The 13053-nt window shown below is 36.2% G+C and carries 15 protein-coding genes; 6 read left to right on the forward strand and 9 right to left on the reverse strand.

Going from position 1 to position 13053, the window contains the following annotated elements:
• Positions 1-24: 24 nt before the first annotated feature.
• From M1D73_RS24275 to M1D73_RS24300, 6 genes are all read right to left on the reverse strand, one after another.
• Positions 25-591, reverse strand: a complete 567-nt coding sequence (locus M1D73_RS24275) for a tyrosine-type recombinase/integrase (protein WP_000454210.1) — start codon at positions 589-591, stop codon at positions 25-27.
• Between the two features lie 352 nt (positions 592-943).
• On the reverse strand, positions 944-2803 hold the full coding sequence (locus M1D73_RS24280) for an FtsX-like permease family protein (protein WP_000897761.1): 1860 nt from the start codon (positions 2801-2803) through the stop codon (positions 944-946).
• 18 nt (positions 2804-2821) lie between these two features.
• Positions 2822-3583 carry an ABC transporter ATP-binding protein gene (locus tag M1D73_RS24285; RefSeq protein WP_000165844.1) on the reverse strand — a complete coding sequence of 254 codons (762 nt, stop codon included), beginning with the start codon at positions 3581-3583 and terminating at the stop codon, positions 2822-2824.
• Positions 3584-3850: 267 nt separating this feature from the next.
• Positions 3851-4873 carry a DUF418 domain-containing protein gene (locus M1D73_RS24290; protein ID WP_098212825.1) on the reverse strand — a complete coding sequence of 341 codons (1023 nt, stop codon included), beginning with the start codon at positions 4871-4873 and terminating at the stop codon, positions 3851-3853.
• Positions 4874-5009: 136 nt separating this feature from the next.
• Positions 5010-5159, reverse strand: a complete 150-nt coding sequence (locus M1D73_RS24295) for a hypothetical protein (protein ID WP_001129340.1) — start codon at positions 5157-5159, stop codon at positions 5010-5012.
• A gap of 15 nt (positions 5160-5174) precedes the next feature.
• A complete protein-coding gene (locus tag M1D73_RS24300; RefSeq protein WP_000840869.1) occupies positions 5175-5438 on the reverse strand; it encodes a YtzC family protein in 264 nt (87 codons plus the stop codon).
• A 111-nt stretch (positions 5439-5549) separates the two neighbouring features.
• Between M1D73_RS24300 and mnmL the strand changes: the two genes are divergently transcribed.
• From mnmL to M1D73_RS24320, 4 genes are all read left to right on the forward strand, one after another.
• Entirely contained in the window at positions 5550-6509 is a 960-nt protein-coding gene (mnmL, locus tag M1D73_RS24305) for a tRNA modification radical SAM protein MnmL/YtqA (protein WP_000868031.1), read from the forward strand.
• Positions 6506-7078: a tRNA 5-(aminomethyl)-2-thiouridylate-methyltransferase MnmM gene (gene mnmM / locus M1D73_RS24310; RefSeq protein WP_098212824.1), complete on the forward strand. Its 573-nt coding sequence runs from the start codon at positions 6506-6508 to the stop codon at positions 7076-7078. The genes mnmL and mnmM overlap by 4 nt, the downstream gene beginning before the upstream one ends.
• A gap of 355 nt (positions 7079-7433) precedes the next feature.
• Positions 7434-8108 (forward strand): aspartate/glutamate racemase family protein, encoded by a 675-nt coding sequence (locus tag M1D73_RS24315; protein WP_071740521.1) that lies wholly within the window; start codon positions 7434-7436, stop codon positions 8106-8108.
• Positions 8109-8266: 158 nt separating this feature from the next.
• Positions 8267-9568: a PepSY-associated TM helix domain-containing protein gene (locus tag M1D73_RS24320; protein WP_048538442.1), complete on the forward strand. Its 1302-nt coding sequence runs from the start codon at positions 8267-8269 to the stop codon at positions 9566-9568.
• A gap of 36 nt (positions 9569-9604) precedes the next feature.
• Here M1D73_RS24320 and M1D73_RS24325 read toward each other — a convergent pair whose 3' ends face one another.
• The 3 genes from M1D73_RS24325 to M1D73_RS24335 are packed head-to-tail and all read right to left on the reverse strand — an operon-like array spanning position 9605 to position 11787.
• Positions 9605-9838: a hypothetical protein gene (locus tag M1D73_RS24325; protein WP_118961730.1), complete on the reverse strand. Its 234-nt coding sequence runs from the start codon at positions 9836-9838 to the stop codon at positions 9605-9607.
• A 40-nt stretch (positions 9839-9878) separates the two neighbouring features.
• Entirely contained in the window at positions 9879-10943 is a 1065-nt protein-coding gene (locus tag M1D73_RS24330; protein ID WP_121868480.1) for a tetraprenyl-beta-curcumene synthase family protein, read from the reverse strand.
• A gap of 40 nt (positions 10944-10983) precedes the next feature.
• On the reverse strand, positions 10984-11787 hold the full coding sequence (locus M1D73_RS24335) for an alpha/beta hydrolase (protein ID WP_000267421.1): 804 nt from the start codon (positions 11785-11787) through the stop codon (positions 10984-10986).
• 74 nt (positions 11788-11861) lie between these two features.
• Between M1D73_RS24335 and M1D73_RS24340 the strand changes: the two genes are divergently transcribed.
• A complete protein-coding gene (locus tag M1D73_RS24340; RefSeq protein WP_000640188.1) occupies positions 11862-12374 on the forward strand; it encodes a gamma carbonic anhydrase in 513 nt (170 codons plus the stop codon).
• A gap of 143 nt (positions 12375-12517) precedes the next feature.
• Positions 12518-13051, forward strand: coding sequence for a phosphatase PAP2 family protein (locus M1D73_RS24345; RefSeq protein WP_000868579.1), 534 nt, complete (start codon positions 12518-12520; stop codon positions 13049-13051).
• Positions 13052-13053: the final 2 nt, after the last annotated feature.

The raw sequence follows: 13053 nt of genomic DNA on the forward strand, positions 1-13053 counted from the left end.
TCCTAATTCTTTTAGTTACGGCTTTTATAAATCGACATCAATCTCCGTTTTAAAGGTCTCATCCTTTGAAATACCTAAATACTTTAGCGTCTCTGATGGAGTCGCGTGATGAAAATGTTTTTGCAACAGCGCAATCGCTATCCCTCTTTTGTACGCATGAAATCCGAATGTTTTTCGCATTGAATTCGTTCCGATCTTACCAACAACTCCAACTGCTTCTGCAGCATTATGAATTACACGATACGCTTGTTGGCGCGTAATTGAATTTGGCGTTTTATTAGATTGAAATACGTAATTTTCTCTTTTAACGCCAATAGATTGTACGTAATCTAAAAGCGCTTCTTTTACTTTTGTATTTAAATAAATATCTTGTTTGAATTTTTCATCTTTCACAGGAAGAGTATAAAACTCTTTAACAGTCCCATCTTCATTTAATACATCTTCAAATTTCATGCTAAGTAATTCTGTAATTTTTAATCCTGTGTTAATTCCAATAACAAATAAAAGATAATCTCGCTGGGAGTGCTCTTTTAAATATTTTTTCATAGCCTCAATTTGGCTTATATCTTTTAATGCCTCTACAACTTCCATACATGTATTCTCCTCATCTTATGAACGGTAATTTTCTCATTATGTTGTCCATTTTACCTTATCATGCTATGAGATTTCCATGTGTTATCCATTATTTTCACAATATACTCAGGTGGTTCTGAAAACTTTCAATGTGGAAACTTACGATTGTATAAATACGTTGCGGTAAAAAATGTGGGGATAAAAGCTTAGCTTCTTTCTACAGATTGGATTCCTCCTTTCCTTATACAGCTACAGCTACTTCTACTTTTATATTACGTTACTTACTTACATTATATTATACATTTCAGTAACATTAAAGCGTTTTTTCTGAAAATAATAAAAACCGAGCGTTTTTGCTCGGTTTTTATTATTAATCTTCTTTCGGAAGAACAATTCCTTTATACAATTGAACTGTAATAAGGTAATAAATCGTGTAAATAACTACGAAAATTACGATTGGTACCCAAATACGGAAGTACGGATCAAGTAAAATAAATCCGAAAATATTCATACCAACTAATACGTGAGCAATACCTACAATTGCTGGGAATAGGAATACTAAGAATAACTCTTTATAAATTGATTTTGTTAATAATTCACGGCGCACCCCGATTTTACGAAGCATTTGATAACGTGTAATATCTTTTGATGCACCAGAAAGAATTTTGAACATTAAACAACTTGCCATCATTGCTAAGAAAGCAATTCCAAGGAAGAAGCCCATAAACACTGTTCCGCTCGCAACACCATAGAACATGTCGTAAGATTGATATTTACTGTTCATTCTTTCAGCTGTTACATTTTTATATTTATCTAATTGCAACTCGTCAAGTTTTTTCCATTCTTTTGTATATGTTAAGAAATCATCTGCTTTTCCGATAAATGCTATACCTTCTTTACCACTTATCCCATCGTACATTTTTTGATCTACAATTTTAATTGCATGATCTTCGTATATATAATATGGATGAATTGTGCTAAAAGCATCTACCCATTCTTCTGGAAGTTCTTTAGCGTTCGCATCTTTTTCATTCATTTCTCTAGAAACTGCACCTACTGGTAATTCCTGTGAAGCCTTCTTCGTATTTACTAAATCCTTCATCGACTTCATATTTTCCATATCTTTTACTAAAGGACGATTTTTCTCTAAATCTTCTTTTACATAGTAAACGTATTTATCATCTACTTTGTAACGATATTCGCTTTTCTCTTTAAATGTAATACCGTTTAAAATTTTCTTTTCTTCAGCTGTCGGATTATGAACTACTGAATCATAGATTACTAAACCATCAACCATTTTTATAACGTTATTTTTAAACGCCATACCACCTGAAATTGCACCAGCTCCAAGAGCAACTAACATCGCTACTGTTGCAAGTACCTTTGTTAAGCTATTAATACGGAAATTTAATTGTGCAAATGTAAAAGCGTTAAGTCCTTTTTCACTACGCTTTTTATTACTTTTTAACTTTTTAATAATAACTGGAAGAAGTGATCCAAATAACATGTAAGTACCAGCTGTTGTTGTAATTAATGCAATAAGGATTCCCATCTCTCTTAGTTTTTCCATGTAAATCATTGATGCATAGCCAATTCCTAATAAAATAACCGCAAGGAATGCAACTAAGCCTGTCATTTTTCCTTTTACCGCAACACGTTCTGTTTGTGCATCTGCATGTACAAGTTGCAATACAGAAATACGTGATAATTTAATACTGTTCATAATTGCTGATAGTACAAATAGTGCAAAGAAGAAGATACAAGTAACAGTCATAGATGGCAGATAAAATGCTTTATAGCCTTCACCAGCAAATTCTAATTGTTTCATTAATAATTGACCGATACCTTCTGCAAGTCCTACACCAACTGCAATTCCAATTGCAAGAGACGCGGCGCCTAATACAATTGTCTCAATAAACATAAGTAATGTAACTTTATGCTTTTTTGCTCCTAACATCATATACATACCAAACTCTTTTTGACGAAGAGATAGTAAGAAAGAGTTCGCATATAAAATATAGAAGAACGTTATGATTGCTAATAAAAATGAACCTGCTTGGAATACAAATCCGATTGATTTAATCACTGAATTAGATTCAAGAAATGATTCATTTAGTGCTAACGTTTGAAACATATAAAAGATTGAAATCGACATGACAAGACCAACAAGTAAGACGATGTAATCTTTTAGCTTACTCTTTAGTCCTGACATGGAAAGTTTGAATAACATGCTCTAGAACCTCCTTTCTTACGCTTTTTGTGTTCCTAAGTCCGCAAGCACATCTAAAATTTCTTTATAAAACTCTTCACGTGTACCGCCGCGGTGAATTTCTTTATATAGCTCACCATCTTGAATGAATAAAATACGCTGACAGTAACTTGCACTGTATGGATCATGTGTAACCATCATAATAGATACGCCTTGATCTTTATTTAAGTTTGTCATCGCATCAAGTAAACTCGTTGCATTTTTAGAATCAAGCGCTCCTGTTGGCTCGTCCCCTAAAATAATTGCAGGCTCATGCACTAAAGCACGCGCTGCTGCCGAACGTTGCTTTTGCCCACCAGATACTTCAGATGGGTACTTTTGAAGTATTTCTGTAATTCCTAACATATCCGCTACTTTCTCGACTTTTGGTCCAATGTTACGTGATGGAACACCTTGCAAGGAAAGTGGAAGTGCAATGTTTTCATAAATAGATAAGTTTTCTAACAAATTAAAATCTTGGAAGATAAATCCTAACTTTTGTGAACGGAAATCTGAAAGCTCACCTTGCTTCATTTTTGTAATATCCGTTCCTGCAATTTCAACAACGCCGCCCGTTGCTTTATCTAACGTTGAAATTACATTTAATAATGTCGTTTTACCAGAACCAGATGGTCCCATAATTCCAACAAACTCGCCCTCTTGAATTGAGAATGACACACCTTTTAACGCGTGTGATTGGTTCTCACCTTTTTTACCGTACACTTTTTGAACGTTTTTTACGTCTACAACTGGTTTCGTCATATATATCCTCCTACGCTTGTTTTTCCATTACCTATTTTGCGCTTTTTAGAGGCGAACTGCTATTTGTTAACATTACATTTACCTTACACTTTTGTAATATAAAGAAGGTGGGCGTGTAAGTTTGGCTTTTACTACTTTGAATATTAGTGACATATTGAATCGGTAAATGAAATTATACCGGCGATTTTTCAAATATATCGGCGCAACTACAAAAGCTGAAAATAAAAATAGGCTGCTCCACAAAAAAGGAACAGCCCACTTCTCTCTTTATTTCTTTAAAGGTGTTACCGTCCAATACGTAACAACTCGCCAAATCCATTCTAATGGACCCATTTTAAAGATTTTCATCCAAATTACACTAAACACAATTTGAATTGCATAAATTGCGATACATACATATAACGTTTGCATGTATGTCAAGTTTCCTGCAAAGTTAAATACGCTACCGGCAATTAAAATCATTGCAGTTTGTCCAATATAATTCGTTAACGCCATACGACCGTAGTATTTCAGTGGCGCTAACAATGTTTGAACTGGTTTTAATTGAAGTAATAAAATTAATGCTCCGACATAGAAAGCTGAAATGACTGGTCCAACTGTAATACCAATTTTTAGAAACTGGCTTGCAGCATCCATTGTTCCGTCTTCATTCATCAATATCATATTTACAAATGGGCCAGCAGGCACGTGTCCATATTGATACCATACAGCTGCCACACTTAAAACAAACATAATGCCTGTAAAAATAGCGACTTGCTTTATGTTTTTTGAAAGATTTTCAAATACACGATATTGTCCTGCAGCAAGACCTAATAAAATTAAACCAAGTGGTAATAGTTCTTTAACACCCATTACACTACAGGCTATTGTCAAAATAAGACCAATTACTAAGTTCACTTGTTTTTTCGCTTTATAAAACGGTAAAACGATTAATCCGCAAATTGCATATAACGTTAACGCTTCTCCAGGCTGAAACATGTAATGAATCAAACCAAAAATAAATAATGCAACTACGCGGCGGAAAAATAGAACATATCCATTTTTCCCTTTCGCAATCGCTCTTGAAATAAAGATATAGAATCCCACTCCAAATAAGAATGAGAAGATTGAGAAGAAACGCCCTTCTACAAATAAGTATAAAAATCTTTGATAGCTAGCATCCACTGTGCTAGGATCTGGAATTTTAATGTTAAGTAGTGCGAGAATATTTACTAAAATAATCCCTAGTAGTGCAAAGCCACGAATGTAATCTAACTCATCAATTCGCTTGTTTATAATATTGTTCCCCATAAAGCAACTCCTTGTATAAAACTTAATCCTTTCTTACTCTACTGGAGAAAGCTGCTCACAACTATCGACAAACCTTACAGGAATCTTACATTATTGTCATATAGCAAAATAAAACCAGGTCATATTGCGACCTGGTCTACTCTGATTGTTTAGATTTTTGAGGTTGTCCTTTTTTACTATTACGCTGTTTTACTTGAACAATCGGATCAAGTTCATTCGAAAACTCAGCGTTATGTCCATTTTGCGTTTTTTGTTCTGGGTTATTTTGATCTGAACGTTTCGCCATTACATTCACTCCTTATTAGTGCGGTGTAATAATCATTTGATGTTGCAATTGGCGAATTGCCATACGTGCTCTATTTAATTGCTCACGTTGCTCATCATTTGCATGTTGTTGCATCGTTTGTAAATCGTTATACGCTTGTTCTAATTGTAACTGCGCATCCGAATACTCCATCGTATTATAATGCTCTTGTCTCATACCTTGGTCTAATTGTTCTTTCGCATATTCCACCGCTTGTTCCGCTTGTGTAATATACGATTCAAGTGATTGACGCTCTGCCATAATTGTCCCTCCTTGCTTCAATTCCCCTTTAGTGTGTCCCTTCCATCTGAACCTTATGAGTATGTTATAATGGATTTTGTTTCATTTTGACTCGGCTTAGGAGGGAAAGTAATGAAGGTTCAAAACCCTTTTCCATATACAAACGACAATAAACGTTATCATACATGGAATTATCATTTACGAAATGAATTTGGTGAAAAAATCTTTAAAGTTTCATTAGATGCTGGCTTTGATTGCCCGAACCGTGACGGTACAGTTGCTTATGGTGGTTGTACATTTTGCAGTGCTGCTGGATCTGGTGACTTCGCTGGCGATCGCCGCGATGATGTTATAACGCAATATCATGAAATGAAAGAAAAAATGCGCTCAAAGTGGAAAGATGGAAAATGTATCGCTTATTTCCAGGCGTACACAAATACACATGCACCACTTGAAGTGTTAAAAGAAAAATTCGAACCGCTTCTAGCAGAAAAAGACGTTGTCGGTCTTTCTATTGCGACTCGTCCAGATTGTTTACCGGACGATGTCGTTGAATATTTAGCGGACTTAAATAAACGCACTTACCTTTGGGTTGAACTCGGACTACAAACCGTCCATGAACGTACTGCAAATCTTATTAATCGTGCTCACGATTATCCTTCTTACGTTGAAGGTGTAAATAAATTACGTAAGCACGGCATTAAAGTTTGTTCTCATATTATTAACGGCCTTCCACTTGAAGATTACGACATGATGATGGAAACAGCTCGTGAAGTAGCGAAGCTTGATGTACAAGGAATTAAAATCCACTTACTTCACTTATTAAAAGGAACGCCAATGGTGAAGCAATATGAAAAAGGACAACTCGAGTTCCTTTCTCTTGAGGATTACGTAAGTCTCGTTGTTGACCAACTTGAAATGATTCCAGAAGACGTAATTGTGCACCGCATCACAGGTGACGGTCCGCCTGATTTAATGATTGGTCCAATGTGGAGCTTAAATAAATGGGAAGTATTAAATTCCATTGATGCAGAATTTGTACGCCGCGGAAGCTGGCAAGGAAAATATGCAAATGAGGAGAAACAAAAATGAAATTAGAACGTGTATTATCGTTTGCTCGCACTCTCTTGCAAACAGCAGTAAAAGAAGGCGATTACGCTGTAGATGCAACTTTAGGAAACGGCCATGACACTTGCTTCCTAGCTGAAATCGTTGGAGATAACGGAAAAGTATTTGGATTTGATATTCAAAAAGAGGCAATCGAAAGCTCAACAACTCGTCTAAAAGAAAAAGAACTTTTCGAACGTACTGTTTTAGTTCACGATAGTCACGATACACTTCTATCCATATTACCAGAAGATGCAAAAGGAAAAGTAACAGGCGCGATTTTCAACTTAGGTTACCTTCCAGGCGGAGACAAGCATATCGTCACAAAACCGAACTCAACAATCTCGGCGATTGAGCAATTATTAGACGTAATGGCGCCTGAAGGTATCATCGTCCTTGTTATTTACCACGGACACCCAGAAGGACAAGTAGAACGCGACGCTGTTCTCAAATTTGCCGAAGAATTAGACCAAAAACAAGCACACGTACTGCGCTACGGCTTTATTAACCAGCAAAATAACCCGCCATTTATTGTGGCGATTGAGAAGCGATAAAGTGAAACTTTAATCAGTGGGGGCATCCCCACTGATTATTAGTTGAACCAATCGGGCATTTATGGGCAGTTTATCTCCCACCTAACCTCTTTGCTCCAGGCGAATTTTAAGGTGGGAGTTTTACTGCCCGTTAATGCGGGGTAATATATCAACGATTTTTCAATTATATCTATCGTAACTCGGGATATATCAACGATTTTTTCGATATATCTATCATAACTTACAATATATCAACGATTTCTCGGATATATCGATTGTTCGACAAAACATAACAAAAAAAGACGTGTACTCACTGCACGTCTTTTTGTTATTCTCCTATATAATGGATGTAAACATTCTTAAAGGAGACGAAACAATGATCGGAATACTAGCAGGAATGGGACCAAAATCAACTGGGCCATTCGTCGATACAGTTGTAGCAAGGTGCCAAACAATATACGGAGCAAAGTATGATATGGACTTTCCTCATATGATGATCTATTCGTGCCCAACACCGTTTTACATGGATCGCCCTATTGATCACGAAGCGATGAAAAAGGCGATTATTGACGGAGCACAAAAACTTGAAAGTACTGGCGCAAGCTTTATCGCTATGCCGTGCAATACGGCGCATCTTTATTTTGAAGAATTACAGCGTTCGCTTTCTATCCCGATTTTAAATATAGTCGATGAAACGTTACAAGCAATTCCTGAAAATACAAAAAGAGTCGCTCTTCTCGCAACAGAAGCAACTGTTCAAGCTGGGATTTACCAAGATGGGATTGCAAAACGTAATATAGAGTACATTCATCATGAAAAATGGCAGGAAATGATTAATCAAATCATTACTTATATTAAATCTGGGGAGGTTGAAGAAGCTCGCGAATTGTGGAATGCGCTCGTTTTACAATTGAGAGAGGAAGTTGATACGGTAATTATCGCATGCACCGATTTGAATGTGGTGGCGAGTGAGGATTTTGTTGATTCCTCTCAATGTCTTGCTAATGCGGTTGTTAGGATGTATCTATCAAATACAAAGAAATCTTCATAAACATAGAAAACATCCCTTTTGAAATGTGTTTTATGTTTTATGAAAATCATCCTAAAAACTTTTAACTTTCTTCACAATTCTTTCAAAGTAATCACACTTAATCTCGCTATATTAAATAAGTAGTTATTCATATAGGGAAGGTTAGGGGAACTGAAAGTATGAAAGTAAATCGTTCGCTTCATTACATTTTTTGGCGTTGGCATTTTTATGCTGGGCTTTTTATTACGCCGCTTCTTATTACGTTGTCACTGAGCGGAATTGGGTATTTATTTCGGGAGGAAGTTGAAGATTTCATCTATAAAGATTTATATTTTGGGAAGAGTGCTCAAACAGAATCTATTTCGATGTCTGATTCTATTTCCTTAACAGAGAAAAAATATCCACATTATAGCGTGGCGAAAATTAGTGAGTTTAATGGGGATTATAATACGAGACTTACAATTGCAAATGAGTATACTGGGCAACAAAAATATGTGTATTTAGATAGTAATAATCAAATTGTTGGGGATCAAAACGCAAGTGAAACATTTGCCAATATAATGAGGGAATTACATAGTTCTCTTTTAGTTGGTGGCACTGTCGTAAACTATACTGTAGAACTCGCGGCATGCTGGACAATCTTTTTAATCGTAACCGGATTGTACATGAGTATACGACAATTCAAAAACACACCATCATCCAATAAGCGAGAAAAAGCAAAAAGACGTCATTCTATTATCGGTATTATATTTACAATTCCTCTCTTTCTGCTAGTCGCATCTGGATTGCCATGGTCAGGATTTATGGGGAACCAAATTTATAAAATCGCATCGTCAAATGAATCACTCGGATATCCAAAATTGTACATGGCTCCGCCTGAATCAAAGGTAAAAGAATTGCCGTGGGCAACAAGAAAAGAAGCTCCGCCTGAATCAAATTCAAATGAACCGAAAGCAATTTCTGTCGATGAATTACAAAAAGGAATTGAAATAAAGAAGCCATATGTTATTTCACTACCAGCTGATCCGAAAGGTGTATTCACTGTTTCGAAATCGAGCGGTTCTGGTATTACAGGTATGCATGTTGCACCAAATGAAGAGATAACAGCTTACTTTGACCAATATAGCGGGGAGCTCATTTCAAAAACGGACTATCGTGATTATGGATTACTTGCACAATGGTTCACTTACGGTATCCCGCTTCATGAAGGACATTTATTCGGATGGCCAAATAAAATATTATGCTTACTAACGACATTATCTCTACTACTTCTCATTTATTACGGAATAAAAATGTGGTTAGCAAGAAAGCCGAAAGGAAAATTAGCAGCACCTCCAAAACAAAGAGATAAGAAAAGTATATTCGTTTTCTTTATCATGATGGTGATACTAGGCGCTGTCATGCCTTTATTTGGACTATCTGTTTTAGTTATTTTTGCAATTGAACTTCTCATATATGTATTTTTAAAAATACGATCATAATGAAAAAGCATTTGTACCATCGTGTACAAATGCTTTTTATTTACTGTTCTCTTTTTTTCTACCACTTATTAAAAAAACAATATCTACTATAATAATCAATGCAATGATAATTTGAGCTACATAATCCATCGTTGTAGGACCGCCGGTTTTATTCATCATCATATACATTCCAGTTACAAATGAAATGGAAAGTAGCACAAGTAATGTTACTTCAATATTGTCATATAGCTTTTGAAACAATCGCTTCATTTCCACCACCACCTTTACCATATTATAACAAAAAACCACTCTACATGAGTGGTTTTCTTCATCACTGCGCTGTTTTCTTTCGGTACATCTTCCCGTTCCAATAGAAGAATCGTGAAGTGAGGCCTCCGTACTTTACAATGCGCCGTGCCATTTTGTGCATATTCTTTTGTGCTGATACTTTTTGATCTGATAAATAAATACCAAGTAACCCTCGGCTTATAAGGCGATGAAACTTCGCATGAGGCAAATCACCAATGCTCTTCTCTGCTTCTTCTACAAAGTGTTTCATACGATCTAATATTGCTTGCTCGTTTTCATAATAACTACAGAAATTCAAATCCCCGCCGGCGCGGTCTTCTTCTTGATCAATGAAATAATCAAGTAAGATATGAAGTCCTTGTACGTAAGGGAAGTACCCTTGTCTAATTTTCGCAATATCTTCATCATGTAATTCATCATGAAATGCATATGCTATAAGACAGAAAATTCCAAGTGTAGAACCGGCACATGCTGAAAATTCAAACCAACTCATCTCAGGTAAGTTTTCTTTATGTGCTTCAAACCAATTTTTCAGGCGCGGCTCTCTTTCTTCTAATTTCACGTGTTTATGAATTTGCAAATCACAATAATAACAAGCAAGTTCATGAAGAACAGGAGCAATTTTGTCATAGTGCTTCGTTTTCTTTAAAACATCTTGGCATGTTTCAACAAGTTCATCTAAATAACCACCATCATCTTGATCATCACGATAACGATAATAATTACCGCCACCTTCTACTTCAGGTGATAATGCCATTAACATCGATTCATGCAGTGCGGCAAAATCATTTGGATCAAGTGATGTACTGCGATCACATAAATTATCTAAATAGTCGCTGATCGTTTGATACGCTACGATAAAACGAATACATTCTTCTCGGTGTTCATTTGCTAGCAGAGCTAAAATGCCACCGCCCTCACAATGAAACGTTTTATGCTCAATACTTGCGATTGCCTGACTATGAAGCTCATCATTCGGAATATGGTAGGCACGCTCTTTCCACATCGCTAGCTCATGGTGTACAACCGGAAACACATCACGGTATACTTTCGCCATGAGCGTTATGGGATTACTCGGTACGTTCACTTCTTCCTTCATCTCCTCTATTAAATGTACAAATAATGATTTATTTGTTTGTTTTTACTATATTATTGACATGCATTTCAGTAAATGACTGAATATAACTCAAAATTTCATCACGCTCATACTCATTTAATAACTCGTGATAACAATTCGGCCATTCTTTAAAAGCCTTATCACTTATTTTAACATTATCAAACCAAGTGCGGACACGTGTTTTATCTACAAGTTTATCCTCACAAGCTTGCATTAGCAAGAGCGGAACATCTGGAAAATCATCTATTTTTTTATGAGCGATTTCGATAGACTTAATCAATTCACTATACCAACGTACTGATACTTTGCGCAAGAACAAAGAATCATTCTCCATTGCATCTCTCACTTCGTGGTTACGTGTTGACATTTCCACCGTAAGATTCGTTGCAAATTGCAATTTTGGAGCCACAACATTTAATATTTTTGAAGCAAATTGAAGCGGAGCAGAGGGTCCAGTCACTACCCCTAAACAAGGCGAACTCAAAATAATACCCTCTACATCTTCTCTCTTCGTTTCTTGCATCATACGAATGACAATAAGACCACCCATACTATGACCGAATAGAAAAATAGGTAACCTATACTTTCTTGCTTCTTTCACCCATAGTTTAACTTCCTCTATGTATTCATCAAATGAATCAATATGTCCTCTATTTCTTGAAGTCGTTCCATGTGACGGAAGATCCCCCATCACGACGTGGTAGCCGATATGATTCCACATTTCCGCAACGGCTTCGTAACGTCCGTGATATTCCATTGCGCCGTGCACAATAACAATGACAGCCTTTGCTTCCTCCGCTTCATAATTCCACATACGGCTCTCCTCCATTTCACTCTTTCTCATAATTTGATACACTAAAACTAGTCTCTAGGAAAGGAAGACTTTACATGATATATCCTTACAAAGAAAAAAAACCGAAAATTGCGAGTAGTGCTTTTATCGCTGACTATGTTACGATTACAGGCGATGTTTACGTTGGCGAGGAATCAAGTATTTGGTTTAATACAGTCATCCGTGGTGATGTGTCACCAACGATCATTGGAGACCGAGTAAATGTACAAGACCAATGTACACTCCACCAAAGCCCTCAGTATCCTCTTATCTTAGAAGATGATGTTACAGTTGGGCATCAAGTTATTTTACATAGTTGTCATATTAAAAAAGATGCTTTAATTGGAATGGGATCCATTATATTAGATGGTGCTGAAATTGGCGAAGGAGCTTTTATCGGCGCTGGAAGCCTCGTTTCACAAGGAAAGAAAATTCCACCAAACACGTTAGCTTTCGGTCGTCCCGCGAAAGTCATTCGTGAATTAACAGCAGAAGACCGTAAAGATATGGAGCGTATTCGCACGCAATACGTTGAAAAAGGTCAATATTATAAATCATTACAGAAGTAAATTTCCGCTGCCATAAGATTGGCAGCTTTTTTTATATAAAATCTAACTTTTTCTTTACAAAACATTATTACTCCCTCAACAAAATCTTATTAAAATAAAAGCTAATATCTCCATATATATGTAAACGAGGGAGGAGAATTTTCATGAAGGTCAGTGGATTATATAAAATAGAATGTTACATTTTCAAAGGAATTAATCGCTACTTTGATCAAAAAACATTAAATATCTTTTTCAGCAATATTACTCATATCGGTGGCGCGACTTTCTCCATCGCACTCACACTTTTCTTTTTAATTTTTGCAAAAGGTACTTTACATCAAGCAGCAATTGCAACTGCTATTTCTTTAGCAATAAGCCATATTCCTGTACAAATATTAAAAAGATGTTATCCACGAAAACGTCCTTATTTAACAATTCAGGATGCAAAATATCCAGTCCATCCATTAAAAGACCACTCTTTCCCGTCTGGTCATACAACAGCCGTTTTCTCTGTCTTCATTCCATTTATTTGCTATAATCCAAGCTTACTTGCTTTCCTATTACCGTTAGCATTATGCGTAGGTATTTCACGTATTTATTTAGGACTTCACTATCCGTCAGATGTATTCGTCGGTATGTGCCTTGGCACTTGCTCTGGCATCATCTCTTTTTATCAATTCATCCCACTTTTCACATAAAG

The organism is Bacillus sp. PK3-067 (genome assembly GCF_056738645.1).

What these genes read in the sequence shown, in the direction of transcription:
- M1D73_RS24325 (WP_118961730.1), bottom strand. Translation starts at nt 9,838, where the DNA reads ATGGTAAAGGTGGTGGTGGAAATGAAGCGATTGTTTCAAAAGCTATAT.
- M1D73_RS24290 (WP_098212825.1), bottom strand. Translation starts at nt 4,873, where the DNA reads ATGGGGAACAATATTATAAACAAGCGAATTGATGAGTTAGATTACATT.
- M1D73_RS24345 (WP_000868579.1), top strand. Translation starts at nt 12,518, where the DNA reads ATGAAGGTCAGTGGATTATATAAAATAGAATGTTACATTTTCAAAGGA.
- M1D73_RS24280 (WP_000897761.1), bottom strand. Translation starts at nt 2,803, where the DNA reads ATGTTATTCAAACTTTCCATGTCAGGACTAAAGAGTAAGCTAAAAGAT.
- M1D73_RS24320 (WP_048538442.1), top strand. Translation starts at nt 8,267, where the DNA reads ATGAAAGTAAATCGTTCGCTTCATTACATTTTTTGGCGTTGGCATTTT.
- M1D73_RS24275 (WP_000454210.1), bottom strand. Translation starts at nt 591, where the DNA reads ATGGAAGTTGTAGAGGCATTAAAAGATATAAGCCAAATTGAGGCTATG.
- M1D73_RS24340 (WP_000640188.1), top strand. Translation starts at nt 11,862, where the DNA reads ATGATATATCCTTACAAAGAAAAAAAACCGAAAATTGCGAGTAGTGCT.
- M1D73_RS24315 (WP_071740521.1), top strand. Translation starts at nt 7,434, where the DNA reads ATGATCGGAATACTAGCAGGAATGGGACCAAAATCAACTGGGCCATTC.
- M1D73_RS24285 (WP_000165844.1), bottom strand. Translation starts at nt 3,583, where the DNA reads ATGACGAAACCAGTTGTAGACGTAAAAAACGTTCAAAAAGTGTACGGT.
- M1D73_RS24295 (WP_001129340.1), bottom strand. Translation starts at nt 5,159, where the DNA reads ATGGCGAAACGTTCAGATCAAAATAACCCAGAACAAAAAACGCAAAAT.
- mnmL (WP_000868031.1), top strand. Translation starts at nt 5,550, where the DNA reads ATGAAGGTTCAAAACCCTTTTCCATATACAAACGACAATAAACGTTAT.
- M1D73_RS24335 (WP_000267421.1), bottom strand. Translation starts at nt 11,787, where the DNA reads ATGTGGAATTATGAAGCGGAGGAAGCAAAGGCTGTCATTGTTATTGTG.
- M1D73_RS24300 (WP_000840869.1), bottom strand. Translation starts at nt 5,438, where the DNA reads ATGGCAGAGCGTCAATCACTTGAATCGTATATTACACAAGCGGAACAA.
- mnmM (WP_098212824.1), top strand. Translation starts at nt 6,506, where the DNA reads ATGAAATTAGAACGTGTATTATCGTTTGCTCGCACTCTCTTGCAAACA.